The 22,904-nt window shown below is 59.9% G+C and carries 22 protein-coding genes and 1 pseudogene; 13 read left to right on the top strand and 10 right to left on the bottom strand.

What is annotated here, in order from left to right:
• Positions 1-20: 20 nt before the first annotated feature.
• A complete protein-coding gene (locus X742_RS142805; RefSeq protein ID WP_031248574.1) occupies positions 21-659 on the top strand; it encodes an FMN-binding negative transcriptional regulator in 639 nt (212 codons plus the stop codon).
• A gap of 251 nt (positions 660-910) precedes the next feature.
• On the opposite strand, the gene X742_RS142810 is transcribed toward X742_RS142805, so the two are convergent.
• Positions 911-2,116 (bottom strand): relaxase/mobilization nuclease domain-containing protein, encoded by a 1,206-nt coding sequence (locus X742_RS142810; RefSeq protein WP_031248572.1) that lies wholly within the window; start codon positions 2,114-2,116, stop codon positions 911-913.
• A 2,315-nt stretch (positions 2,117-4,431) separates the two neighbouring features.
• On the opposite strand from X742_RS142810, the gene X742_RS142825 reads away from it, so the two are divergent.
• The 6 genes from X742_RS142825 to X742_RS1000000176170 all read left to right on the top strand — a co-directional run bounded on the left by X742_RS142825 (position 4,432) and on the right by X742_RS1000000176170 (position 6,692).
• Complete coding sequence (locus X742_RS142825; RefSeq protein ID WP_023774971.1) at positions 4,432-4,653, top strand: hypothetical protein; 222 nt, start codon at positions 4,432-4,434, stop codon at positions 4,651-4,653.
• Between the two features lie 259 nt (positions 4,654-4,912).
• Positions 4,913-5,161, top strand: coding sequence for a hypothetical protein (locus X742_RS142830; protein WP_023774970.1), 249 nt, complete (start codon positions 4,913-4,915; stop codon positions 5,159-5,161).
• A gap of 123 nt (positions 5,162-5,284) precedes the next feature.
• Complete coding sequence (locus X742_RS142835) at positions 5,285-5,536, top strand: type II toxin-antitoxin system VapB family antitoxin (RefSeq protein ID WP_023774969.1); 252 nt, start codon at positions 5,285-5,287, stop codon at positions 5,534-5,536.
• On the top strand, positions 5,536-5,940 hold the full coding sequence (locus tag X742_RS142840) for a type II toxin-antitoxin system VapC family toxin (protein ID WP_023774968.1): 405 nt from the start codon (positions 5,536-5,538) through the stop codon (positions 5,938-5,940). The genes X742_RS142835 and X742_RS142840 overlap by 1 nt, the downstream gene beginning before the upstream one ends.
• 79 nt (positions 5,941-6,019) lie before the next feature.
• Positions 6,020-6,169: a hypothetical protein gene (locus X742_RS142845; RefSeq protein ID WP_156939461.1), complete on the top strand. Its 150-nt coding sequence runs from the start codon at positions 6,020-6,022 to the stop codon at positions 6,167-6,169.
• Positions 6,170-6,287: 118 nt separating this feature from the next.
• Positions 6,288-6,692 (top strand): hypothetical protein, encoded by a 405-nt coding sequence (locus tag X742_RS1000000176170; RefSeq protein ID WP_245275636.1) that lies wholly within the window; start codon positions 6,288-6,290, stop codon positions 6,690-6,692.
• A 429-nt stretch (positions 6,693-7,121) separates the two neighbouring features.
• Here X742_RS1000000176170 and X742_RS1000000176165 read toward each other — a convergent pair whose 3' ends face one another.
• Together X742_RS1000000176165 and X742_RS01000000170800 are read right to left on the bottom strand one after the other, a co-directional pair.
• Complete coding sequence (locus X742_RS1000000176165) at positions 7,122-7,325, bottom strand: hypothetical protein (protein ID WP_023774964.1); 204 nt, start codon at positions 7,323-7,325, stop codon at positions 7,122-7,124.
• Positions 7,326-7,396: 71 nt separating this feature from the next.
• Positions 7,397-7,715: pseudogene (locus X742_RS01000000170800) on the bottom strand (DUF736 family protein).
• Positions 7,716-8,825: 1,110 nt separating this feature from the next.
• Between X742_RS01000000170800 and X742_RS1000000176805 the strand changes: the two are divergent.
• Positions 8,826-9,170 carry a hypothetical protein gene (locus X742_RS1000000176805; RefSeq protein WP_023774963.1) on the top strand — a complete coding sequence of 115 codons (345 nt, stop codon included), beginning with the start codon at positions 8,826-8,828 and terminating at the stop codon, positions 9,168-9,170.
• A gap of 355 nt (positions 9,171-9,525) precedes the next feature.
• Positions 9,526-11,547, top strand: a complete 2,022-nt coding sequence (locus X742_RS1000000171715) for an acyltransferase family protein (protein WP_023774962.1) — start codon at positions 9,526-9,528, stop codon at positions 11,545-11,547.
• Positions 11,548-11,820: 273 nt separating this feature from the next.
• Here X742_RS1000000171715 and X742_RS142850 read toward each other — a convergent pair whose 3' ends face one another.
• The 6 genes from X742_RS142850 to X742_RS142875 all read right to left on the bottom strand — a co-directional run bounded on the left by X742_RS142850 (position 11,821) and on the right by X742_RS142875 (position 18,522).
• Complete coding sequence (locus X742_RS142850; RefSeq protein WP_023774961.1) at positions 11,821-12,012, bottom strand: hypothetical protein; 192 nt, start codon at positions 12,010-12,012, stop codon at positions 11,821-11,823.
• Positions 12,013-12,417: 405 nt separating this feature from the next.
• Positions 12,418-13,623 (bottom strand): plasmid replication protein RepC, encoded by a 1,206-nt coding sequence (gene repC / locus X742_RS142855; protein WP_023774960.1) that lies wholly within the window; start codon positions 13,621-13,623, stop codon positions 12,418-12,420.
• 162 nt (positions 13,624-13,785) lie between these two features.
• A complete protein-coding gene (gene repB / locus X742_RS142860) occupies positions 13,786-14,787 on the bottom strand; it encodes a plasmid partitioning protein RepB (RefSeq protein WP_031248569.1) in 1,002 nt (333 codons plus the stop codon).
• The gene (gene repA / locus X742_RS142865; RefSeq protein ID WP_023774958.1) at positions 14,787-15,980 is read right to left on the bottom strand and encodes a plasmid partitioning protein RepA; all 1,194 of its coding nucleotides are present in this window, start codon (positions 15,978-15,980) and stop codon (positions 14,787-14,789) included. The genes repB and repA overlap by 1 nt, the downstream gene beginning before the upstream one ends.
• Positions 15,981-16,645: 665 nt before the next feature.
• Complete coding sequence (locus tag X742_RS142870; RefSeq protein ID WP_023774956.1) at positions 16,646-17,872, bottom strand: cytochrome P450; 1,227 nt, start codon at positions 17,870-17,872, stop codon at positions 16,646-16,648.
• The gene (locus X742_RS142875) at positions 17,869-18,522 is read right to left on the bottom strand and encodes a GNAT family N-acetyltransferase (protein WP_023774955.1); all 654 of its coding nucleotides are present in this window, start codon (positions 18,520-18,522) and stop codon (positions 17,869-17,871) included. The genes X742_RS142870 and X742_RS142875 overlap by 4 nt, the downstream gene beginning before the upstream one ends.
• A 77-nt stretch (positions 18,523-18,599) precedes the next feature.
• Here X742_RS142875 and X742_RS142880 point away from each other — a divergent pair, with 77 nt between their 5' ends.
• Both X742_RS142880 and X742_RS1000000174355 read left to right on the top strand, forming a co-directional pair.
• Entirely contained in the window at positions 18,600-19,616 is a 1,017-nt protein-coding gene (locus X742_RS142880) for a hypothetical protein (protein WP_023774954.1), read from the top strand.
• A 337-nt stretch (positions 19,617-19,953) separates the two neighbouring features.
• A complete protein-coding gene (locus X742_RS1000000174355; protein ID WP_156939460.1) occupies positions 19,954-20,106 on the top strand; it encodes a hypothetical protein in 153 nt (50 codons plus the stop codon).
• A 27-nt stretch (positions 20,107-20,133) separates the two neighbouring features.
• Here X742_RS1000000174355 and X742_RS142885 read toward each other — a convergent pair whose 3' ends face one another.
• A complete protein-coding gene (locus X742_RS142885) occupies positions 20,134-21,264 on the bottom strand; it encodes a site-specific integrase (protein WP_023774953.1) in 1,131 nt (376 codons plus the stop codon).
• A 241-nt stretch (positions 21,265-21,505) separates the two neighbouring features.
• On the opposite strand from X742_RS142885, the gene X742_RS142890 reads away from it, so the two are divergent.
• Both X742_RS142890 and X742_RS142895 read left to right on the top strand, forming a co-directional pair.
• Positions 21,506-21,799 carry a hypothetical protein gene (locus X742_RS142890; RefSeq protein ID WP_023774952.1) on the top strand — a complete coding sequence of 98 codons (294 nt, stop codon included), beginning with the start codon at positions 21,506-21,508 and terminating at the stop codon, positions 21,797-21,799.
• Positions 21,789-22,376 (top strand): hypothetical protein, encoded by a 588-nt coding sequence (locus X742_RS142895; RefSeq protein ID WP_023774951.1) that lies wholly within the window; start codon positions 21,789-21,791, stop codon positions 22,374-22,376. Before X742_RS142890 ends, X742_RS142895 begins: the two co-directional genes overlap by 11 nt.
• The last annotated feature ends 528 nt before the right edge of the window (positions 22,377-22,904 follow it).

Below are 22,904 nucleotides of genomic sequence, written 5' to 3'. Positions count from 1 at the left end.
TCACGACAGGAGATCCACCTTTGTACGTTCCTCCGCATTTCGCCGTGCCCGATCAGAACGCCCTCTTTGATCTTATCGAAAAACACCCCTTTGGTATCCTGATCACCCACAGCAACGGCTCCCTCGACGCGAACCATATCCCCTTCGAGCTCGACCGCTCAAAGGGCGACAACGGCGTCCTCAACTGCCATGTCGCCCGCAAGAACCCTGTCTGGGAGGAAGTTGCCAATGGCGATGAGGTCCTCGTCGTTTTCCGAGCAGCCGACGCCTACATCTCGCCGAACTGGTATCCAAGCAAACACGAATTCCATAAGCAGGTGCCGACCTGGAACTATCTCGTTGCCCACGCCCATGGTCGCATCACTGTCCGGGACGACGAGCGCTATGTGCGCCGCAACGTCGCGAAGCTCACTCACATGCACGAGGCCAATCAGCCGGCCCCGTGGAAGATGGGCGACGCGCCGAAGGATTTCATTGACACGATGGCCAAGGCGATCGTCGCCCTGGAGATCGAGATCACCAGCCTGGTTGGAAAATTCAAGCTCAGCCAGAACAAAGAGCTGCGCGACATCCAGAACGCGGGCGAGACGCTGACCGCTCAAGGCGCTGTTGAGGTGGGACAGGCAATGCTGGCGGCCGCGGCGGCCAAATCCCAATAGCATCTAACTGTCCCGACGAAGCTGCCGAGGCTTGGATCCCAGCGGGTGGCTCGAGAGACAAATGCTTCCGCTCGCCGGAAACCGGACTAGCTTCTACCCCCCGCGATGCGGCAGTTGGCAGATTTCAATATATGCCCCGCAACGACATACGTGGCCCCTGATCCTTAACCGCCGAGGCACGAACGAGCCCCGGCGACATTTTCGTTCCCTGCACTCTCCCGCGTTCCAGAGGTCCGGTGAGCGATCTTTGCTCAGCGCTCGTAGTCGTTATCGTTTGAGCGCTGGGTCTTGCGGTCCTGCTCTTCCGACTGCCGTGCCTTCTGTTTGTTGGCGTCCTTCTGCTTGGCTCTCACCTTCTCCTGCTCGGCGCCTGTGCGCGGCTCAACCGGCTCGCGGGGATCGTCCCGAGTTGGAAGGTCTCGCCCTCGCGCGTCACGCTCGGGGATCGGCTCGCCGGCACCACCACGACGCTGCTGCTGCCGCTCGAATTGCAGCCGCGCGAGGCGGTCGTGCATCTTGTCGTTGACCTCTTCACGATACTGTTCGAACTGTCCTTGATGCGCCGGTGGCAGCGTCTTGCGCATGTTGTCCAGAGCCTGATTGACGCGGGCCATCTGACGCCGCATTTCCAAGGGGGTTTGCGCCATGTTCAAATCTCCTATCAGTGCATTCAATTCTCTCATACCGGTATGGGACAGGAAAGACTTCTGCCCCGATTGATCAGCTCCGCGACCCGCAGGACCTGGCTGCCCCTCCCCTGTCCGATCGCCGCGGAACTGGAGAAAATTGTTGCCGATCGACTCCGCCGCCGTGAGAGCCTGACCGACTATCCCCGCGGTCCGCATCGTCGTCACAGTCTTTTGCCATGCGGCTGCGATTGCATCGCCGTTCACGACAAGGGATTGCACATCGAAACGGCGTTGCCGTTTGGCCTCCACGCGCTCGATCGTCCTGGCGCTGACCTGGTAGCGCGGATCGCTCTGGGCGCGGCTGTAGGCTCCGGCATGCTCCTTCGTGAATGGCCGCGTCATCGCATGATCCATGCGCCGTGTCGCCACCATCGCAATGCCGTTCTCGCGTGCTTTTTCCGCAAAGGTCTCGCGCCAGGCGATCAGATCCGGCTTATAGAATGTCAGGCGCTCGCCATCGGCTGACCGTGCCTGCACCATTGCGTGGATATGGACGTGCTTGGTGTCGTTGTGATGCGCCAGGACGAACTTGTATCCTGGTGCTCGCTCCTCGAGCACGGCGCGCGCCGCGGCCATGACGGCGTTGGCATCGGTGCCGGCCCTTGCCGAGAAAAGCAGGTGATAGGCATTGCGGCGCTCACGCCCCGAAAACTGCGGGCGCCATTGCTCATAGACCGAAGCCGCCGCCTTGGCGGGATTCTTCGCGCCGCGAACTGGCTCGCCGTCCGAATTGCGGACGTCTTTGTTTGTACGGATGAACTTTTGCAAAAAGTATTTCGCTTTGGGTTCACGGCTGACGGCTGCCGTTATCTCTGCCTTGGCTACCACCCNCGTTGGCATCGGTGCCGGCCCTTGCCGAGAAAAGCAGGTGATAGGCATTGCGGCGCTCACGCCCCGAAAACTGCGGGCGCCATTGTTCGTAGACTGAAGTCGCAGCCTTCGTGGAGTTCTTCACCCCAGGCACGGGCTCGCCATTTGCGTGACGGACGTGATTGTGGGTGCGGATGAACTTCTGCAGGAAATATTTTGCTTTGGGTTCACGGCTCACAGCCGCCGTTACCTCTGCCCTGGCGACCACCCCTGCCGCTCCCATGGCTTCAGACAACCGCGCCTCGATCTTGTCGAGCGCCTGGCTGCGCGAGTTCTCCCGGCCGCCGGCAAGCACCTTGGCAAGCGGTCCGGCCCGCTCATCGGTGTGCGCGTAAACCTCCACCGTCTGTCCGCCCTGCGCATAGATGAACGGTTTTCCACCGAAGGCCTTGTTCAAGGCCTCGCTCAAGGCGGCAGCGGTGACCTCGCCGGCAAGCTCGAAACGAACCTCGATAAAATTGGTGTTCTCCAGGGGCGGTTCGAACGTCTCGCAAANCGCGCCGCTCGTCCTCTACCGCCAGAGCGGTCAGCACTACGACCGCCACCCCCGCCCCGCCGCTTCCACTCTTCCTCCTCCTCTTCCGGCCGGAAACCGGCGAGCGTGGCGCCATAAACCAGGATCGGCGCGCTAGTGGCCTTGTGCGAGCTCGTAGCAGTAGTAGCCTTTGGAGCCCCGCTGGACATCGAACTCCCCGCCGCCCCCAATCCTCCCGGCGACGAACGAGGGGCGTTCCTGCGCCCAACTGGCGTCGTGCCGGCTTGTCCTTGCCCGAGGCGCCCGCCGCCACCGGTCCGCTCATGACTCTTCATCGCCTGGAATTCACCGGCCTCGCGTCGGCCCCCCGTCAGAGAATNGCCGCCACCGGTCCGCTCATGACTCTTCATCGCCTGGAATTCACCGGCCTCGCGTCGGCCCCCCGTCAGAGAATTGTCGTCGTCCAGCTCCTCACGCTGAACGCCGGACCCACCCCGCAGATAGCGTTCGATTTCGGCCGCGTAGCCAGCAAGACGACCGCTCATGGCTTGGCCTCCCTCGCCTTGCGAGACTCGACAGTCATTGTTTTCAGTTCATCGCGAAACTGCCGCACGAGGTCGCCCACCGCGATCAGCGCCTGCTCAAGATCCTCATCCTGGGCAGCACGGCCGTCGTTCATGGCGCGCACGGCCTGATTGAAATTGACGCCGACGCGCCGCAGCTGATCGGTCATGTCCACGATCGCCGGCCGCAACGCCTCTGACGCGATAGGCAGATGCCCTACCTCTGCCCGCACCAGACGCCGGATGACCTCGCTGAGGGTGACGCCGTCCCGCTCNCGCAACGCCTCTGACGCGATAGGCAGATGCCCTACCTCTGCCCGCACCAGACGCCGGACGACCTCGCTGACGGTCACGCCGTCCCGCTCCGCAATGCCTTTGAGGCTAGCCAGCTCGTCAGCCGAAAACCGGATGTGCGTCACCTCGCCATAGCGTCGTGACGCGCTCATCACCGCTGCCTTATGGGNGCTCGTCAGCCGAAAACCGGATGTGCGTCACCTCGCCATAGCGTCGTGACGCGCTCATCACCGCTGCCTTATGGGTGTCTGCATCCATCTCTCAAGCCCGCTTGCGGGCGCTAAGGCCCGACAGGCCGCGCCGCCTATTTTTGTGTGTATCACAAAATAGGCTATCCTGCCAAGGACAAGAGGAGGTGCGAAAAAAAGATTTCGAGGACGCTTTCTCACCAGCGCACTCGTCAGCAGCAGCAGCAGCCGCCGCCAGCGCGGGCGAGACATTCCCATCGTGACTTGATGCGATGTGTCTATGATGCATTGGCGACTTGTTTCCATGTTAACATGGAAACAACGGCCCTATGACGAGCAGCCGGAAAGCGTAGTCGGAAAATGCGCGGTCGACGGGCCACCGGAACCCTTATTTTCTGAAGATAGCAGCTGCGCAAAAACTGCCCCTTGAGTGAACCCCTATCGATGCGCGCCTGGGTTGCCAAACCAGCCTTCCCCGTCGACAATGTCACCTTGTTTCGACCGTGATTTTGTTTCATGTGTCCATGATGATTTGTTTCCATGTTGACATGGAAACAAGGAGACAACGCCGGAAGGAGGCCCCCATGATCATCTCCGCTGCGATCCCAAAGGGCGGCACTGGCAAATCGACGATGCTGCGCACCCTCGCATCCGNACATGGAAACAAGGAGACAACGCCGGAAGGAGGCCCCCATGATCATCTCCGCTGCGATCCCAAAGGGCGGCACTGGTAAATCGACGTTGCTGCGCACCCTCGCATCCGTCGCGCTGCGCTGCGGCTACTACCTGACGGCTGCGGAGCAGCGGCAGTTCAAGTTGCTGGCGATCAGCAACGGGCATAGCATGACCGAACTGCTGCGAAAGGCTGTCCAGGATTATATCCGCATTCATAGGCACAAACTGCCGAAGGAATAATCAGCGGTTTGCACTCGCTGTCGGATGCTGCGAGGGTGATGTTCGTGGCCCTTTCCGACCCGCAAAAAAAGGGCCCGCGACGGAACGCGGGTCCTGAAATGTGTTTGTCTACTTGGGTTGGTTGAGGTGTTTCCGCACCTGGCCGAGGATTGTGTCTCGCCCCGGACCGCCCGCTCACTGTCGCTTTGTCGTCGACCAGCTTTGCGGCCAGTTTGGGCGACAACGGCGTGAAGTCATAGCCCTGTGCGATGGCTGCGCGGTGAAGATCCTCAAGCGTTGCGAACGCGCGACGCGCGCGGAAATCCCGATGCCGGCGCGCGAGGAAAAAACCGTCTCCATGCTCTACGGCGCCGACCTTAAGCCGGGCCTCTCCAAGCTGCGCGCCTGGCTCGCCTGCACGCCGCCGCGCGACCTGCACAAGCTCGACGCCGTGCTGCGCATCAAGGGTCCCAACGACATGAACCTGCGCCTGATCAGCGACGCCGACCTGCTGCATCAGGGAGGCTGATCGACACGGTCGATAGCCGTTCAGCCCTTCTCGTCGTCTCTGACACATGTCGTCTCTGACACCACATTGGCGTGCGGCCCACATGCGTGTATAGTGAGCCATACGATTGGAGACACACAACCCATGACGCTGAGTATTCGCAACCCGGAAGCAGATGCGCTCGCGCGCAAGCTCGCGCGGATCGATCGCACGACCATTTCCGACGCTGTCGTCTCGGCACTTCGCGAGGCTGTCAACGCGCGCGTCCGCAGGGAGACGCCCTCCGAGACGGCGCGCCGTATCCTGGCAAAAAGAGGGCTGGCCTTCCCGAAAACCAGGAAGCCCGTCCCCGAAAGCGCCTATCACGATCTCGACCATGATCTCGGCAAAGCCTGATGTTTGTCGATGCATGCGCCATCATCTCGATGTTCGCACAGGAGGACACCGCGACAGCCTATGAGCAGGCACTCGAGGCGGCGGCGACACCATGGACGTCAGCGCTCGCCGCCTGGGAGGCGATCATTATCCTGTCGCGGCCAGACCAGCTTGATTGCCGCTATTCGCAAGCGCACGATGCTGTTGTCGAATGGCTCGAGGCCCGAAACATAGAGTTGCGAGAGACCACATCTGCCCGCGATGTCCTGACCAACGCGGTGGCCGTCGCGCAAGAACATGGCATCGGCAAACGGTCGCTCAGTAATTTCGACTGTTTCCACTATGCCTACGCCAAGGTTGGTGACGTTCCGCTGCTTTCGCTGGACCGCAAACTGCGCGAAACCGATGTCAAAACCTTGCCGTGAGGACTTGAAAAGCTGTTCCAGTAGAATGGCCCTGTTCCAATCGCCTATCAAGCGAAAGTCAAACGAAGAAGGGACAACCATGCATCAGGTTTCCTTTCCCGGCCACGCCGGCCAGCCATGTATCGGCCACTACGCCGTTGCGATCGACCGTTCGGGCACGTTTGCCCGTGCCGACATCGTCCTCGTCAGCCGGCATGGGCATGAGGCGTCGTTGCTCAATGGCAACTAGAGCGGGATCGAGTCTCCAACCGAGCTCGGCATCCTTGCGCTGGCTACACTCGCACAGCCCGATCCGGTTGCGTCTTTCCTCAGGCGTACACAGGGCAAGCTCGGCCCGGACCATACGCTTGAGTTCTGACCTGCGTGCGGCGCTGCTGCGCTACAAGCCAGAAAAGCACCGCGCCCGGATGGCGCCAAGAGCGCGCGGCAGGCTGGTCGGCCGTCACGGATATCAGCCTGACCGGCCGGCCGACGCTGGTACCCGACGCCAACATCTACATCATGGCGGGCACACTGCCGAGGCGGCACGGTTGCTGCTTGAGCGTTCGCTGCTGTTTCACTGCTCGGTCTGCCTGGCCGAGCTTGCTACCGGCGTCGCCAATTACAATTCGGCGGGGCCGGACTGGCGACGGGTCCGCGATTACTATACCGCGCTTTTCGACACCATCCCCGACAGCCGCATCCTGAGCCCGGACGATCAGGCCTGGATCGATGCCGGCGTGATCGCCGGCTCGCTTCCAGAATTTTCATAAGGATCAGCGCAAGGAATGCCTGAACGATGCGCTGATTTATCTCACCGCCGCCAAAGCCGGTTTGTCCGTGCTCACCGCCAACACGGTCGACTTCGATCTCATCCGGCAGCTTGCGCCTGGCGGGCGGTTCATCCATCTGTGAGCAAGGAGCAATCGGGCTGCGAAGGGATAAGCAGCTGCCTCGGTACCGCTGTCCCCTCAGCTGATGAGGGACTGTTGTGGCTCTTTACGACCGCGCAAAAAAGGGCCTGCGGCGGGTGATCCGTCGCAGGCCCTTTTTTGGTTCGTTCCGCTAGTCCGGCTCATTGAGCCGTTTGAACAGTTCGCGGAGGATCCCGTCGCGCTGCGGACGGTTGCTGGCGACGGCCTTGCCCTCGGTCAGCTTCGAGGCGACCTCGGGCGGCAGCGGCATGAAATCGTAGCCATGCGCTACGGCTGCATGGTGAAGTCGTCAAGTGCTTCGAACGCATGGTCGTGGGTGCCAAGCCAGAGCGCTGGCTCGTCGGTCACCTCGTGGGGAAACGCCTGCAGGAAATAAGTCCGAATCGGCGGGTCGTAGCCGATGATGGCCTCGGGGTCCGAGCGGCCGCGTCCGGTGACGGTGCCAGTGACTGTAATCGTATAGCGGCTCATCGTAGCCTCCTTGTTCCGGGAAGGTGAGGTGAAGGGGCCGGCCTCTCTCGAAGCCGGCCCGCTCGTGGCTGTCACTGGGGGTTGTTCCAGAGGATGACCTTCTTGTTCTCTTCGCCACCGGGGGCAGGAGCGAGGTTGCCGAAGATGACGCCGATCTCGGGGGCTTCCAGCTTGACCGAGAGGTATNCCCGAACGCTGGGAGATGCGGTGCCAGCCGGCTCCGATCTCGAAGCCCGTGCGCTTGTTGACGATCCGGTAGTCCGGGGCGTCCTCGCGCGACTTGTTGGAATTCGGGATGAGGGTGATCGGGGCGTTGACCCGGAGTGTGGCGAAGACGCCTTCCATCGAGCCGTCGGCCTTAGCGGTGAGATTTGCGATCGTGGTGGCCATGGTAGTTCTCCTTCGGTTGCATCGGGACCACTCCCGATGGCGCCAAAGGAGAGGACCGTCCTGCTGCGGTCATCGCGGCGAAAATTCTGGAAAATTTTATTTGCCGAAAAATAGCGGGCAGGCCCATCGCCTGCCCGCGGACAAAAAACAGAAATCGAATTTTCCTGAATATTCGCCGCGTGTACCCCCAACGGGGGTTGACCGCACAAAGCAGGCGGTCGTCTACAAAGGCGACATGAAACGGGAATGGCCNGTGTACCCCCAACGGGGGTTGACCGCACAAAGCAGGCGGTCGTCTACAAAGGCGACATGAAACGGGAATGGCCCCGGATGCGACCGAAGGAGAAGAACTCAGGCCGCCATCGCTAGACCGCCGCGTCCGAAGAGGAGCGTCCTGCCGCGCGCTCGTGCTGCTCACGTCGAGGAGAGGCGGCGCAATCTTCAGCGCTCAAGGGAACTGCTTGCCCGCAGACGTCATGAATTGGGCAAAGGGGAAACCGAGCGCACGGGTCCAGATGGCCCGAAACGCGGAGTTCTTTCCGATTAGATCATCAAGTGTGTTGGAGCGCCTATGGCGCTTCAGGCCTTTTCGACTTGTTGATCGGACCTAGGTCCCGATTGCTTGCGACCGAAGCCCAGCACCCGGAACCTTCGATCTTGCGCGAAGTTGGTCGGCGCGCGGAGAAGTCGGCCGCGACGTCATGGGGGCAGAACAACTTCATTACGTGTGATGCTGGTAAGATATGGCACTCTCCCGACGATTGCTAATGTGCAAAATGACCCTCGGATGTCCCCATTGCGGTTTGCCTTTGAAGCGGGCGGGCAGTTGGTTTCAGGTCGTTTCCTCGCATCCATGCGGGGGGGTGCCAACGCCAGTTTCGGATCACCTATACCGACAAGCTCACTCTCTTCGCCAAGCATGAGCAGATGTCAGCACTTGAAGAGGGTCAACAGTGCTAACCCCGATTACGTCGTAGTCATCTCTATTCAGTCACGGCATTAGAGATCACGACTCCGCCCCCCTGCTGTCAGCCAATCCAAAGAAGGATGCTAAGTGGAACTGTCACATCCCCTACCTCGGGGACGCGCGTCGCCAGCCTTCGAGCCCGAATGCAGGCGGCCGAGATCACCGAAGGCGAATTGATTACCTTCCAGAAGGTCGTCGCGATCATGGAGGTTGGACTAGGTCGTATCGATGGTGACGATCTTATCGCGGCCTCCTTCGTCAACGATCTGTCGCCGGACAACGTCGCCGACCATGCCGACACTCAGCAAACTTTTGAGTCCCTTGCCGAAGCAGCCAAGCCGCAGGAGGCGACCTCGTGGCAGCGGGAATTGCCCGTGTACAGATCGCCGTTATCGGACCCTACCGCGACGAGTTGGCTGGCTTGGGGCTCGCTCCAGCTGCCATTCTTGCCGGAGCATTCAGCGGAAGCGCGCTTGTGGCTTTTGTGATCGACCCTCACGGCGCGTGGTTCTCGCCGATAGCCCTGGCAGGGCTCGCCTGCGCCAGCATTGCTGGCGGGCTGCTCGGATCAATGGCAGCTGCCGCGTCTAGGCAAGATGATGCGGATCCTATCGAGGGGATCGTCTTGGTGACGGCGCATGTTAGACCGAAACTGACATCGCGCTGGCTGTGCTCAGCGTCGGTGAGACCTCATGCATAACCGAAGCGGCATGATCCGCCTCCGGGCTGACAACCCGACCGGCGTTTGTCGGGTCTCTTCGAATATGGTGCGCCGCACAATTTCGTGTTGCAGATGCGAAGGGTCTCATCTAGAATTGCTTCTATGCAGGGCTGGAGCTCAACATGACCCATCGCGAGGTTTGGCTCGATGCTGCGAAAGGAGTGGGCATACTCCTTGTGGTGTCCGCCCATATTGCAGGGGCTGGCAGCAGTCGGTGGGACGGCATTTTCGCAAACGCGGTATTGCTTTTTCATATGCCGCTGTTCTTCGTGATATCCGGCTACGTTTATAAGCCTGCAGACTGCGGCCACCTCTTCTGGAAGAAAGTTGCGAGCCTCCTTGTGCCCTACGCGGCCTTTTTATCGTTTTTAACGCTCGCGGTGATCGTTCGTAAAATCTTGCTGCATGACGTTCTTGCGCCTTGGCAGCTTCGGGAAATGGTAGTCAACGACATCTTGGGCGGTATGCGTCTCTGGCAGGACTTCGGCGTTTTCTGGTTCGTGACGTGTCTGTTTCTCACCCAAATCATCTACAATGAAGCTGCGGCTTGGACGAAGGGTCCAGGCACTCTGCGGATGATCGGCTTTATCGCGGTCTGCATCGTGCTTGGCTACGCAATTCAGACCCACTGGCCCATGAACCGTTCACCTTGGGCAGTCGCGGCGGTGCCCATAGCGTTGTGCTGCTACTGGTTTGGTGATCTGCTTCGAACGCACCAATTCCGTCCTCGCACCTTGTCCCTTTTCGTCGCAACGGTTGGCGTTGTCGCGCTCGCCGCAGCAGCGAACGGGGCCGACATTCAGTTCAACATGAAGTATTCAATCTTCGGCCCTCCTGTCGTGGGTCTCCTGATAGCGCTGGCCTTGTCGGTTACGGTACTCATGTTGGTGCGGAGAGCAGCCGCGATGGCTGCCATTTCAGCGCCAATGGCCAAGCTCGGAGAGGCGTCGTTGGTCATTATGTTCCTGCATCAATTTTTCCAATTCTCTCTTCGCAGTGTGGGAGTGGGCAACGAGGCCGTTCTCTTGCTGGCTGCGGTGTCTGGCCCTTATGTGATTTACCTGCTGTTGAGACGGTCAGCATGGCTCTCACCATGGTTCCTCGGGACCGGTACCGGTGCACCGGGCCGGGCGATTGCTTGGGTTCGCAATGGGCTCGGATGGCGGCTCGAACGGTATCGCGCCGACGCGGTCCGTTCATTGAAGCCTGAAGTCGCGAAGGTTTTGATCGCCCTAAGATGGCCGCTCAGGCGAAAAGGGAGGCCCCACGGTCTGTCTGCGGAGTTGATTGTCTCCCTGACGTCGTACCCGAAGCGCTTTTCCACGTTGCATTTGACGTTGCGCTGTCTTCTCTCCCAGACCGTTGCACCAGATCGCATCATTCTCTGGGTTACTGCTGAGGATGCGGCCCAGTTGCCCGCGTCAGTGACATACCTGAAATCTCAAGGGCTCGAAATTCGATTTTGCAAGGACATCCGATCTTACAAAAAGATCGTTCCAGCCCTGCTCGCTTTCCCAACGGCCTACATCGTCACGGCAGATGACGATGTCTATTATTCCGCAAGGTGGCTCGAGGAACTCGTCGAGCGCGCGGACGAAAGAACTGTCGTCTTTCACCGAGGCCACGCAGTGGCGTTCGATGATAACGGGCAAATTGCAGCGTACAATAACTGGACATATGACGTAGCCGAGGCGGCCGGGATGCTTTTCCCCACCGGCGTGGGGGGAGTGCTCTACGGGCCTAAATCGCTATCGCCAGAAGCAGTGGACGAGGAGCTGTTCACCAAGCTCTGTCCTCAAGGTGACGATATCTGGCTTTTCTGGATGGGGCGACGCGTAGGGAGCACTTACGTCAAAACGCCGGGCCGATGGATTGAATTTCCGTGGAAGGGGTCGCAAGACGCGGCTCTGCACTTGAGCAATGTCGGCGCTGGCGGGAATGACCACCAGATCAGCGAACTCGCCAGCCACTTTGGTGTCCCACATATCAATCGACTTTCTCGGGAAGAGCTTGCGGGGTCGTCCGTTCGCGTGGAGCAACTGCTCGCCACCATCAAGAAGGCTGTTGATAAAAACGGGGTACTCACCCCAGAAGAAAGCAGGCAGTTGTGGACCACAGGCAGCTTGGATACCCCTGAGGCATAGCTAGGGCTGCAGCCTTTGACACGGCTCGACTCTCGCATTGAACGGTATATGCGCAGCGGGGCCAAGCGATTCCGAGCGCGGGGCGCTGGGCGAGCCGACCGCGCCGCCTGATCTGGGTGACCGTTGCCACTGAAGGCGCGCACTTTTCATGCTTGCTGGGTAGAAGAATGTCTACCTCGAAACTCACGGCGACTGGACGGACGGCGGTCAGACTATTTGTTGTCGCAGCCGCTCGAACTGGTCCCGATCGGTCACTTTTTCATCGAGTAGGTTCTAGAGGCGCTCAAGACGCGTGAGGGTATCCTCGGACGCTGGCGGGCCGTTGACGAGCCGGACGGGCACGATGTCGTTGGCGGCGAGGTTGAGACCCGCTTCGCCGTCGTTGCTGATATGGACCGCCCTACGGACCCTGATGAGGCAGCCGAACCGGACGATGCCGGTGCCGCCCAACAAGATGTTGAGCAACCAGAATTATCCAGCGGTTCGGGTGCCAGAATGCGACGATGGTAGCTATCAGGTAGATCAGTATTATGATGATCAGCCCGGTAATGAATTCGCTTGTGTCCACGATCTGCCCCCGTGAAGCAACCGGGCGACAGGGCCGCCCGGCCGTGTGCGGTTGTTCTCCCGGTTGGCTCAGCCTCCTGCCAGCGCAGCTACGTGATGACAGACGCCACGAAGCAGGCGGGATGCCAGCATCGCATGATTGGGACTGGGCTCACGGAACACTGCCCTGCCTTGTGCCTTGTCGGTCCGACTCCCCAGATAGCCACCAAGACTCCTGCCGTCGCGAAACCACAGATCCATAAAGGCCGATTGGGCCTTGACCTAGTTTCGGCGCAAAGGGACAAGCTGCGCTCAAGGCGATCGTCATCCCGTCATCCTCGGCGTGGCGCCGTTCGCCTTGAGCGCCGCCATCAGCATCGGCCCGACCGAGAACTGCCCTGCCGTTGCCTTTTCGGTCAATACCCGCAAATAGCCGCCGGCCGAGTTGATGTGCTGTGCCCTTTGCAGAATGCAGGCAATCACTATCGCCGCGATCTCCTGGCCCATCACATGGCAAGCCTCCTCATACGCTGACGGCGAAACGCCTAGATATCCCCTCACCTGGGCGGCGGTTATCATGAGATCGCGCCAATTGCCGATCCCGTCGACAGCATAATCCGCAATTTCGGGGCAAGCCTTCAGCACCATCCCCAGCGGGTATGTTTTCGGCGCCTCTGCGGTCCTCGTCTTGGGCTCGGCCGTCGCCCCGCTTTTCTCTAAAGCAGGTTCAAATTCAAAAATAGAGTCGGTATTTGAATCAGATTGCTGCCGCTCGGTTTGAGAGTCATTGCCGCTTGGATTCGTGGATTTCATATGAATTTCCAGCAGCTTATCCACATCGTCACGCAACGCGGCCAGCTCGGCAACGATAGGCTCGAGCTCGACAATGCAAGCTCGGCGCGGAATTGCCTCCACAACGCGGCGGAAACGCTCCCACAGGCCTCCCCAGTCGCCTGGGACATCTTCGTCAAGGGCCGCCTCTATCAGCTTGTGGATGTCACGGCGGTGCAAGGTGATCCGCTCGCGCATAAGCCTGAGCGCCTTGTTGTCGGCACGAACTCGCTCGGCCGCCGCCTCGAACTCGTAAGCACGGGCCAGCAGCGGCGCCAGGGAGAAGCCGAATGCTTCCTCGATCTCCCCTCCCCTGCCCTTGCGGGCGTAACGCTTGCCGTTCGGGCTATCCCGACGGATGATCAGCCCGCAGTCAACAAGAGCCGCCAGGTGCCGCCGGAGCGTGGCATCAGGCATCCCGTGCGCCCTGAGCGACAGCTGTGCGTTCGAGGGAAAGACGATGAGGTCGTTTTCCTCACTCAATTCGCTGTCAGGATAGAATGACAGCAACGCATTCAGCACGGCCAAAGCGCGATCGCCGATGCCGACGATGCTCTTACCCTCGCACAGGTTGCGGTAAATCTGCCACTTGTCGAGGACCCTGCCCTTGGGGATTTCACGTGAATCGTTTTGCGCTGCCAGGATGGCAAGCGACATCGGCCGCCGCCCAAAGGGCGTCGTCGCAATACCCGTCTCCATTTTCTTTCACCCTCGATTAGGCAAAAGAAATCTGCTCGCCAAAACGACGCCAATGACTCTTGACAGTGATTCGTGAAGATGCGATTCTCAGTCAGCTACTACGGAGAAGGGCTTCCACGACGAAAGTCGCTTGGGGGCCTTTTTCTTTTGCGGTTCACTCTCCTATTGATGGTTTTGGGAGTTCCGGAAAGCCTCGTAGAGGTCATCCAGTCGCCCCGTAATGTATGCCGCGAAGCTCGGACCATCTTTTGCCTCGTAGGTCACAACCGCCTTCTTCGCCGTCGATTTCACGTTGACGCTAACTAATTTGTCCTTGGCCCCCCAGAGATTGGTCCTGGCCCCTTCCCTGGTAATTCGAGGAAGCGAGTTGAGGGCACTGACAGCTTGTTGAAAGCGTTGATCGCTCGAGTTGTCCGCGGACAACGATGTCAACACCGCCTGCAGTTCAACCTTCGCCTTTGGCAACTTCTCAGCGAATTCCATCCATCGACGGCGTCCGACCTCTGGTGCTGCTCCGATTGCCTCTATCAGTTCGATCGGTATCACGCGGACAACCGATAACATTTTGGATAGGGCAGCCTTGTCAATGTTTAGCGCCGCCATGATGACTTCGCGGGAGAATGACCGATCTTCCAGGCGGGCAGCGAATAATGCTCTTTCGATATATGATAGGTTGGTCCGCGCATTGTTTTCCTGCCCCTGACTGACAACCAATTGATCATCGGACAACTCACGGATAACGGCACGAACTTTGATGCCCAATTCTTTCACCGCCGCAAGCCTACGATGTCCGTATGCGACTTGATATCGGCCGTTTACCTGCGGATGAGGCCGAACAAGGATTGGCACTTGCTGCCCATGTTCGTTGATCTGGGCAACTAGGTCGGCCAGTTCGACCCGATCAATGCCAAGACGATCACTGACGAACGACCCGTCGACCAAGGCTGGGTCCAATTCGACAACTATCTTGCCTTCCGCGAGCTGCTTTTCGAGATCTTGCGCTCGTTCAAATTTCTGCGTGATGTTACCAAGGGTTCTGGTGATGCCTCCTATGGGAGCACTACGGATCGCCGGCGCTACAAAGCCAGCGATTGGTCTGATATCCGCCATAGGAGTTGGCACTTCATCTGCCGATGAAATCTCAATGAGATTCTTGCGGGCCACTATTTCCTCCCCCAAGTCGTCCTTAGCAGGCCTTCGATTTCCGAATTGACCGCATTTAGAGATTCCATCGCTCTGTCATATGTGCCGCGGGTGAACTGCTGTCGATCGACCTCGTACAATGTCTGCTTGGTGACCCCGGCATCCGAGATTGCCGTCGACTTCAGCATGTGATTGTGGAGCATTCGATTGCCAAAGATTGCCCGCATAAAGCCTGTCATCTGACTTTGGGGACCATCATTCGGCTCGTAGCGAGTAACAAGATAGCGCATCCAATCGTAGCTGGTACGTCCCCCTGCCCTTTCTACGACTGCCATCATCTCACTGGTCATCGCAAGGAATTGACTCATCGACATCACATCCAGCATTTGCGGATGCACGGTTATCAATGCCGACGTCGCCGCACACAACGCCGACATGGTCAAGAAACCGAGTTGTGGCGGGCAATCGATAATTACGACATCGTACAAGCTCTCGATGTCGGTCAACACTTCTCCAATGCGGGCAAAGAACATGGATTCCGCCGACCCAGTCGTAATCGCTCTCGGTGTCTCGTGTTCAAACTCCATGAGTTCCAGATTACCCGGCACGATATGTAGGTTCTGGGTGTAAGTGGCGCGCACAATCTCAGAGATTGATCGCGGCTCTTCATAGCGGATTGCCCCGTAGAGCGTTTCGCCTTCGCCGACATCGAGTTCGGGTTGATGTCCAAAGAGCGCTGACAGTGAAGCCTGTGGGTCGAGATCGATTGCCAGAACCCGATGGCCGCGCAAAGCGAGGAACTGGGCCAAGTGTGCGGAAGTCGTCGTCTTCGCCGAACCGCCCTTGAAATTCATTACGGCCACGACCTGTAGTTTCTCGCCAGGCCGACGGATCGGAACGTATTTCGGTGTTCCGTTTTTTTCGTCGAGTGACCGACGGATGTTTTCCATGTCCGCGGGAGAATAGACCCGGCGACCATTGGCCAATGGTTCCGGTCCATTTCCAGCCGAGGCTACCTGTCTTAGGTAGCCCTCGCCGATGCCGATATAGTATGCCGCCTCCGCAGGTGTGAAATGGCGGATCGTTTTTTGGGAAGCTGGGGGGAAGATCTTTTGTTGGTGTAGCTGAAGCTGCCGCGACAATTCGAGAGAATCCGCGGACAACATCGACGGCAGGTGTTCCTGCCCGCTGGCATGCGTAAGCGCCTGTAGCATTGCTCTCCTCGAACTACGCATTTGATGCGGATTTCAATCAAACTGCGCAATTACAGTATGGTCCGATTCGTAAACATTTTACAAACGCTTAACTATAAGTGGGATTTGAGGTCCGAGGTTGCGGTTGTCCGCGGACAACGCCTAGGCGGAAATCCGAATCCCGGCCGGCTCACGGCGATGGGTCGACAATCAAACCATAGCAGGGACGACAGTGAGCGCATAGGATGGCCTATTCGTGAGCCCGCAGTCTGCTGTCCGTGGATATCGGGTCGTGCGAAGGACTTGTGCACCTGGCGCAACGCCTCGCCTCTTGCCGGACCTAGACGCCTTTCGCGAGCCGAGGTTGGTTTCGCGCGTAAAGATCCCAATTAGCCGCCGTCTTGAGGAGTAGCGATGCAGCCTTACGGGAATAGCGATCCTAACCGAAAGCGTCACTGGTATCCGCATGCCTAAGGCCAGGCACACATTGGAGGCACAATTCGACAATGCGGTTGTCCGCGGACAACTGAAGTCAGTGAGACGAGGATGATCCAGATCGGCCATCGGGAAAGCCACGACATCGATATCTTCCTCGACGACCCTCAATTACTCGGCTTCATCCGCCTGTCGCACAACGTCGTGTGAGCGGGCAGATGATCCCACGGTGTTAAGAAGCAGCGTGGAATTCAAGCGGGTGGCCGATCGCCCCGCCGGATCATCGGAGCGGTTTGCAGGCCGTGGAAAAGCACTGAAGCACGCCTTGAAACCCGTGAAGTATCCAGGCGCCAGCCTTTGGCCCAGGTGAACAAGGCCTCCAGCAACACTGCCAGCTCCACCCGGGCAACATGCTGGCCAAGGCAGGCATGAAGTCCGGTACCGAACACGAGGGCCGATGAACTGCCGGCCTCCAAATCCAGCCGATCGCCGGTCGGAAAGACTGAAACATCTCGATTGGCGCTCCCCAGAACGGGCACGACAGCCTGCCCAGCCTTTATGATTGCGCCACCAAACGACAGATCATCCGCCGCGATGCGGGCCCCGGCATATTGGACCGGCGCGCAGAAACGAAGCAGTTCTTCCGCCGCGGCTGACCAACCGACATTCCCATTTTCAAGCAACGACAGCTGCCGCGGAGAATTTGCCAGCGCAACCAGCGCATTGCCGAACGTGTCCACGACCGTCGCCTGGCCGGCAAAAAGCAGGAACACGATGTTTGCAACGGCATCGTCTTTGCGCCAGCGACCGGCATCGACTTCAGCCAGCATCTGGGCAGAAATGCCATTTGGGTGCACGGCGCCGCGTTCTATCGCGTGCAATACCCATGCCTCCAACCGACGGCAGGCCTGGTTTGCATCCTCATTGATGCCGCCAATCCTCATATCCAGCGCATCGGCCATAAGCTTGGCGTCGTGGCCGGTGCGCCATGGGTCATCTATGCCGATGCCGAGGATCTGCTCCAGGCCGGCGAAGGCGAGCGGCAGGCCTATATCGGCGACCGCATCGAACTCCGGCTTTTGCACGGCGGACTGCACGAGTTGCGATGCCCTGGACGCAAGCTGGTCGAACAGTCCCCTGCCGGCGGCAAACGTCATCGAACCAGCCAGTGGGCGGCGCAAGCTCATGTGCCTGGGCGGATCGGACAACAGCATGGAACGGGTCAAAAAATCCAAGGCCGGATTGGCGCTGATCTTCTGCCTGACTTCCTGATAGGCGCCCGGTGGCGCTTGCAGCAGTAAGGGGTGTTTCAAGGCCTGCGACACAAGCGCGTGGCTGAACACGTAGAACGCTTCACCAACTTCCGGGTAAGGGGGCCTGCCCCAGCTGGCGCCACCTGCATTGCGGCGACGGGCGAATTCGGGAAACGGATCGCCGTCGAGTGTGAACGGATCGAAAAGGTCGACTTCGGCTGTCATGGGTCGAGATCAACTGCGAAGATGACGCGAAACCCGCCGGAGCTCAGGTCCTCGGGCAGAAAGTTCGGCGCCAGATGCAGAAATTCACAGTGCAGAACGCGCCTGTAGAAGCGCAGAAGCGGGTCCTTGGTTATCGACTTGACTGAAGGCATTACCCCTGTGCGATGCCAGTCATCGATGATCTGGCGAAATGCCGGATCCGGCCGAACCTTGTCGGGAAAGTCGTCCTGCGCTCCGGCATAGGACGGGCAACGTCCATCGCCGACCAGCCAACGCACGCCGACCTGGCGGCCATGGTCGATCAACTGTGACAAGAGGCGGCGCGCCATGTCGGTGCCGCGAAACTCCGGCCGCACGCCAAGATTGTAGACGTATAGCGATCGTGCCGGTTCGCTCCTGGCAAGCGAACAATAGGCGGCGAAAGTCCTGGGGAAGTTTTCCGTCTGGCGAGGGTCCTGGCTGGTCTCCACGAAGCAGATCGCACCAGCAATAGCGTTCTCGACCATGGCCACGACCATTACGTGCCCAAGTAGAAGCCGGCGCCGGATCGTCTCTTCGCTGGCGCCAAGCGCCCCCCAGGCCGCCGTCTCCATCGCAACCATGAGCGGGATATCGGCTTCTGCGAGGTGACGAAATGTGACGGCCGTCATCCTGGGGGTGGTTGTTCGTGAAATGCGCGATTTCCTTCTGCCGGCCGTTGAGGATACATGAGGGAGGGGGGTGTTTCATGATTTTCTACATTTGTCATCGCTCACATGCCAACACTCTGGCAAGCCTGCTGCTCTATTTTCGCACCGATCTGCAGGATTTTGTCCGGGTCGTTCCCCATGACGAAAGCGCGTGTCTGCTCGGGATATCCCGTGGTTCGGCCATCTGGACGGATTTGGACCGCCTGAGCGATGCCGAGGTCGAGGCAAGCGCCAATCTCTGCGAGCGCGTGAGACTGCAGCAGCCCGATCTCTTCCAATTCAATCACCCCCGGCAAACCGTTCAGCGTTTCGATCTGCTGCGCATGCTGTTTTCGGATGGCACCAATGGTTTCAACGTATACCGGCCGGAAACACTGCCCGAGAAAATGCGGTTCCCTGTCTTTCTGCGCGACGAGGCCGGAGCGACCTATAAAACGCCGCGGCTGCTGTCATCACGAGCAGAGCTCGACCAGGAGCTTTCGAAGCTCGGCAAGATGAATTTTGTCCGCCCGATGGTGGTCGAGTTCGGATCGAAAGCGGCGCCCGACGGCAGCTATAGAAAATACGCGGCCTATCGCATCGGCGAGCACAGCTATGCGCAACACTGCTTCGCCAGCGAGCAGTGGTTTGTTAAAGATCCGGGCAAAGGCATGTCGGGACAGCAGCTGGCCGAACACGCCGCCTATGTTCGCGACAATCCGCACGCGGCTGCGCTGATGCCGATCTTCGACAAGGCCAGGATTTCATACGGTCGGATCGACTACACCATTGTCGACGGCCGCGTCCAGGTGTTCGAGATCAACACCAATCCCACTGTGCTGAACTACCCGCCGACACCGTTCGACACCTACGATTCCCAACCCTACGCGGACATGCATGCGCGGGCTCTGACACGGTTGCCGCATGCGGACGATCCCGTGTCCAGTCCCGACATCGACAAGACGCATCTTGAGATCCTGGCCGCCTTGCGAAAAAAGTACCGTCGCAAGCGGGTGAAGCTGACGATTCGCCGGGGCTTGCGCCATTTCCGGGGCGCCATGTTCGGCGGCAAGTAGCAACGAAGCCTGCAAACTTTCGTGATTTGCCGTGGTTTTGGCTTGGACATTATTTCGCCGGACAGGGCTCCGCCCTCACGACCCCCAGCCACAAGAAACGCCATCCCGCAATTCTCGCTTCCTCGGCTGCGCATCGAGCGCTGCGAACCGGGCGGTTGCCCCTGACGATTTTCTTGTTGTTTCCCCTAACCCGGTCTCGCCGACGGGCAGGGGTTAGACGGCGCTGAACCCCAAACCAAAAGAGACCGCCAGATCATGCCCCGCTGAGTGGCGTAGCTCGGCGGTGACCAAGCCGCTCGCGAGCGCGCCCTCAACAGCGCTGTAAACCAAAGAGCGGATGGAAAAGCTCAACCCGGAATTCGTCGGTCGTGCCATTGCGCAACTAATGATCTTGCCTGACTACGAGGCGTCGGCCGCCGACAGTTTGGTCACAGCGATCACTGTGTTCGACGAGGTGTTGTCATCAAAAAACTTGACCACCTCACCCTAGCGATCAACAGGGGAGGGGCGAGGCTTTTCAGAGCCCGGACGCCTTTGTTAGATTGACTCGAAAACGGTCACGCCGTCGTTGATACTTGCGTGTCATCTCCGCCGAGGCGTGGCCAAGCTGCTTTTGCACATAACGCTCGTCGACCTCGGCTGAGGAGCCGAGGCCAGCGCGCAGCGAATGGCCAGAAAATTTTTGGCCGCGCTCGTCCTCGGAAAGATCCCCGCGCACGCCGGCGGCCAAGGCCGCGCGTTTGACCAGCCGCGCCACCTCCTGATCGTTCAGCCGCTCGGACCCCACCGCTTTGCCCTGACCGGTGACGCGGCGGAAGAGGGGGCCATGGGCGATACGGGCCAGCTTCAGCCAGATCTGCAGGGCGACGACCGGGCAGGTGGCGTCGGACGAGCCGCGACCAATTTCGACCTCGCGCCAGCCGGTCTTGCCCCGCAATGTAACCAGCACGCCCTTGTCCGGGAAAAATTCAATCCAGCCGCGACCGTCCTCCGTTTGATCGCGGCCAAGATCAAGGCCGACGATTTCGGAGCGGCGCAACCCGCCTGCAAAGCCCAAAAGCAGCATGGCGCGGTCACGCAGACCGCGCAGCGTGCCGCGGTCGAGCGTCTCCAGCATCGCAACAAGATCGTCGCGCAGCACAGCTTCCTTTTGACGGGGCGGGGCGGCGTGCGTGTTGCGGATGCCGGCGAGCACGGTGGCGATGTGGCGGTCCTTCCGGTCAAGCGACTGGCCGCGCTGCGTGTAGTTCCAGGTCAAGGATGACAGGCGGCGCTCGATCGTCGCCACCGCCTTTTTGTCCCTTCCAGTGCCCGAAGCCTGCGCGGTGATATAGAGGCCGACGGTCTGCGGGTCCGGCGGCGATGGATCTAAAGACTGGCGCCGGCACCAGGCGCAAAAATGCTTCCAGTCGGCTGCGTAGGCGCGACGGGTGTTCGCCGAACTTGCTGCCTCGACATAATCGCGCGCGCGGTCGGCGAGCTTTTCGAGATGCGTAGGCAACGATGCCTGCCGCTGGTCGAGGACCGGCGGGGAAGGGGAGGGGTCTTCATCCGGCCGCCCCATCTCCATGACGACGTCGACAATGTCCGGCAGGTCATCTGGGTCGATTGCGGCGGCGGAAACCATCAAGTTGCGGGCATTGCCCATTAAGTCTCGTCCATCTTGATGTCGCAGCACTGCGATTCTTGGGCCAAGGTGCTGCCAAAGCTCGGAATTGTCCACAGCGAGCTGCGTGGCTCTGCAAGATTTGCGTCCCGTCGGATCCGGGTATCGCATCACCGGGAGCAGGCCTGTCCTATCCAGTGATGACCTCTTGGGAGGCGGTCTCTCCTTGCTTTCATGTTCAACGTTCTTTATATTCCGTTCAACAGATGGAAATCCCAGCAAGATGGCACGCGGCGCAGCGGCAGATGCAAGTGAGGAGCGGATCGCCCACACCCGGAACCGCCTCGTGCTTGAGCAGGCGAGGGCGGTCGGCCTGCTTGGCGCGGCCAAGAACACACGCCTTTCCGGCAGGGTGCCGTCGGAACTGATCGAGGCGGCAAAGAAGCGCGCGCATGTGACCTCCGACACCGAGCTGCTTGAGCTCGCCTTGTCGCGGCTTGCCATCGAGGACGATTTTGGCGCCCGGCTCGTCGGCCGCAAGGGCAGCATCCCCGCGGACATTGATCTTGGCGTTTGACCTAGGGAGCGCGCTGCGTTCCCTCAAGCCACAGCGGCGTACCGGAGGGCTGGAACGGCGGCCGGATTCCGCTCTGTCCTGGGCAGGGGACCAGCCGCCTGTCGGTAGTACCCTGCTTCTCGACACCAGCGTCTATCTGGATGTCCTGCAGGGACGCACGCCCGAAGTGGTCGATGACCTTCTAACCTATCGGCTTTGCCACCACTCCGCCGTTTGTCTTGCCGAGCTCAGCCACGTGTTCGGCCGGCTCGACCCGGCGCACCCGAGGACGAAGCCGGTCCTGAAAGTGGTTGCGGACACGATCGACGATATCCCCGCGCACCGGCTGCATGCACCAGACGCCACCGCCTGGGGACGCGCCGGCATGCTTGCCGGCCTGTTGTTCCGACTGAGCCATCTGCCGAAAGGGGAGGGGCACGAACGCCGCGTCCTCAACGATGCGCTGATCTTTCACCAAGCCGGTCTTTTGGGAGCGACAGTTCTGACGGGCAATGTTGGAGATTTCGATTACCTCAGCCAGCTTGTTCCGTCGGTGGGGGTGATCTTCTACCGGTCGGCGCCGGGTTTGCATCCGTAGGGTTGAAAGCGTCGGTGGGGAGATATGCATAAACCCTCACCCTCGTTCAGGAGAGGCCGTCCTGCTGTGGACGGCCCGCAGCGACGATCAGCGTGATTTTGGGCTTCTGCTCGACGAGAGAGACCTTTCAGGCGACGTCCGGCAATCGAGCGCGAATCCGGTCCGCGCAAGGAACGCGAATTCTCGTCGATCTGACGCCGAAAGGGGACGTCCGGCGATGAAAAACGAGCCACGGAGGTCATTTCAGGCACGCATTTTGAAAACGAACGATAATGCAACATTATCATTTGTTTTGTTGTGCCGACGGGCGGTGCGTTTTGGCGCGAAATCGATGGCGTAAAGCGCACTGCCGCTTTACCCTCGAAATCATGATTCGCCTCGATCCCGCCACCGCCAGCTCCTCTGCGCCTCCCTCCGTTCCGGCTTGGGCGCTCGCCGCCGGCGGTGGGCCAAGCGACGCCGACGCCGCCTTCCAGGCCGGCGCCGCCTTGTGCACGCTCGACACGCTTGCCCGCGGACAGCCTGCCT

The sequence above is a fragment of the Mesorhizobium sp. LNHC229A00 genome, assembly GCF_000502415.1.
Lineage (GTDB): Bacteria > Pseudomonadota > Alphaproteobacteria > Rhizobiales > Rhizobiaceae > Mesorhizobium.
The sequence above is the reverse complement of the archived record's forward strand: the minus strand, read 5'-3'. Positions and strand labels throughout refer to the sequence as shown.

Excerpts from the sequence above, each read along its gene's own strand:
- X742_RS142825 (WP_023774971.1), top strand. The coding sequence starts at position 4,432 with ATGATCATCTCCGCTGCGATCCCAAAGGGCGGCACTGGTAAATCGACG.
- X742_RS142835 (WP_023774969.1), top strand. The coding sequence starts at position 5,285 with ATGACGCTGAGTATTCGCAACCCGGAAGCAGATGCGCTCGCGCGCAAG.
- X742_RS142840 (WP_023774968.1), top strand. The coding sequence starts at position 5,536 with ATGTTTGTCGATGCATGCGCCATCATCTCGATGTTCGCACAGGAGGAC.
- X742_RS142845 (WP_156939461.1), top strand. The coding sequence starts at position 6,020 with ATGCATCAGGTTTCCTTTCCCGGCCACGCCGGCCAGCCATGTATCGGC.
- X742_RS1000000176165 (WP_023774964.1), bottom strand. The coding sequence starts at position 7,325 with ATGAGCCGCTATACGATTACAGTCACTGGCACCGTCACCGGACGCGGC.
- X742_RS1000000176805 (WP_023774963.1), top strand. The coding sequence starts at position 8,826 with ATGCAGGCGGCCGAGATCACCGAAGGCGAATTGATTACCTTCCAGAAG.
- X742_RS1000000171715 (WP_023774962.1), top strand. The coding sequence starts at position 9,526 with ATGACCCATCGCGAGGTTTGGCTCGATGCTGCGAAAGGAGTGGGCATA.
- repC (WP_023774960.1), bottom strand. The coding sequence starts at position 13,623 with ATGGAGACGGGTATTGCGACGACGCCCTTTGGGCGGCGGCCGATGTCG.
- repA (WP_023774958.1), bottom strand. The coding sequence starts at position 15,980 with ATGCTACAGGCGCTTACGCATGCCAGCGGGCAGGAACACCTGCCGTCG.
- X742_RS142870 (WP_023774956.1), bottom strand. The coding sequence starts at position 17,872 with ATGACAGCCGAAGTCGACCTTTTCGATCCGTTCACACTCGACGGCGAT.
- X742_RS142875 (WP_023774955.1), bottom strand. The coding sequence starts at position 18,522 with ATGACGGCCGTCACATTTCGTCACCTCGCAGAAGCCGATATCCCGCTC.
- X742_RS142880 (WP_023774954.1), top strand. The coding sequence starts at position 18,600 with ATGATTTTCTACATTTGTCATCGCTCACATGCCAACACTCTGGCAAGC.
- X742_RS1000000174355 (WP_156939460.1), top strand. The coding sequence starts at position 19,954 with ATGGAAAAGCTCAACCCGGAATTCGTCGGTCGTGCCATTGCGCAACTA.
- X742_RS142885 (WP_023774953.1), bottom strand. The coding sequence starts at position 21,264 with ATGGGCAATGCCCGCAACTTGATGGTTTCCGCCGCCGCAATCGACCCA.
- X742_RS142890 (WP_023774952.1), top strand. The coding sequence starts at position 21,506 with ATGGCACGCGGCGCAGCGGCAGATGCAAGTGAGGAGCGGATCGCCCAC.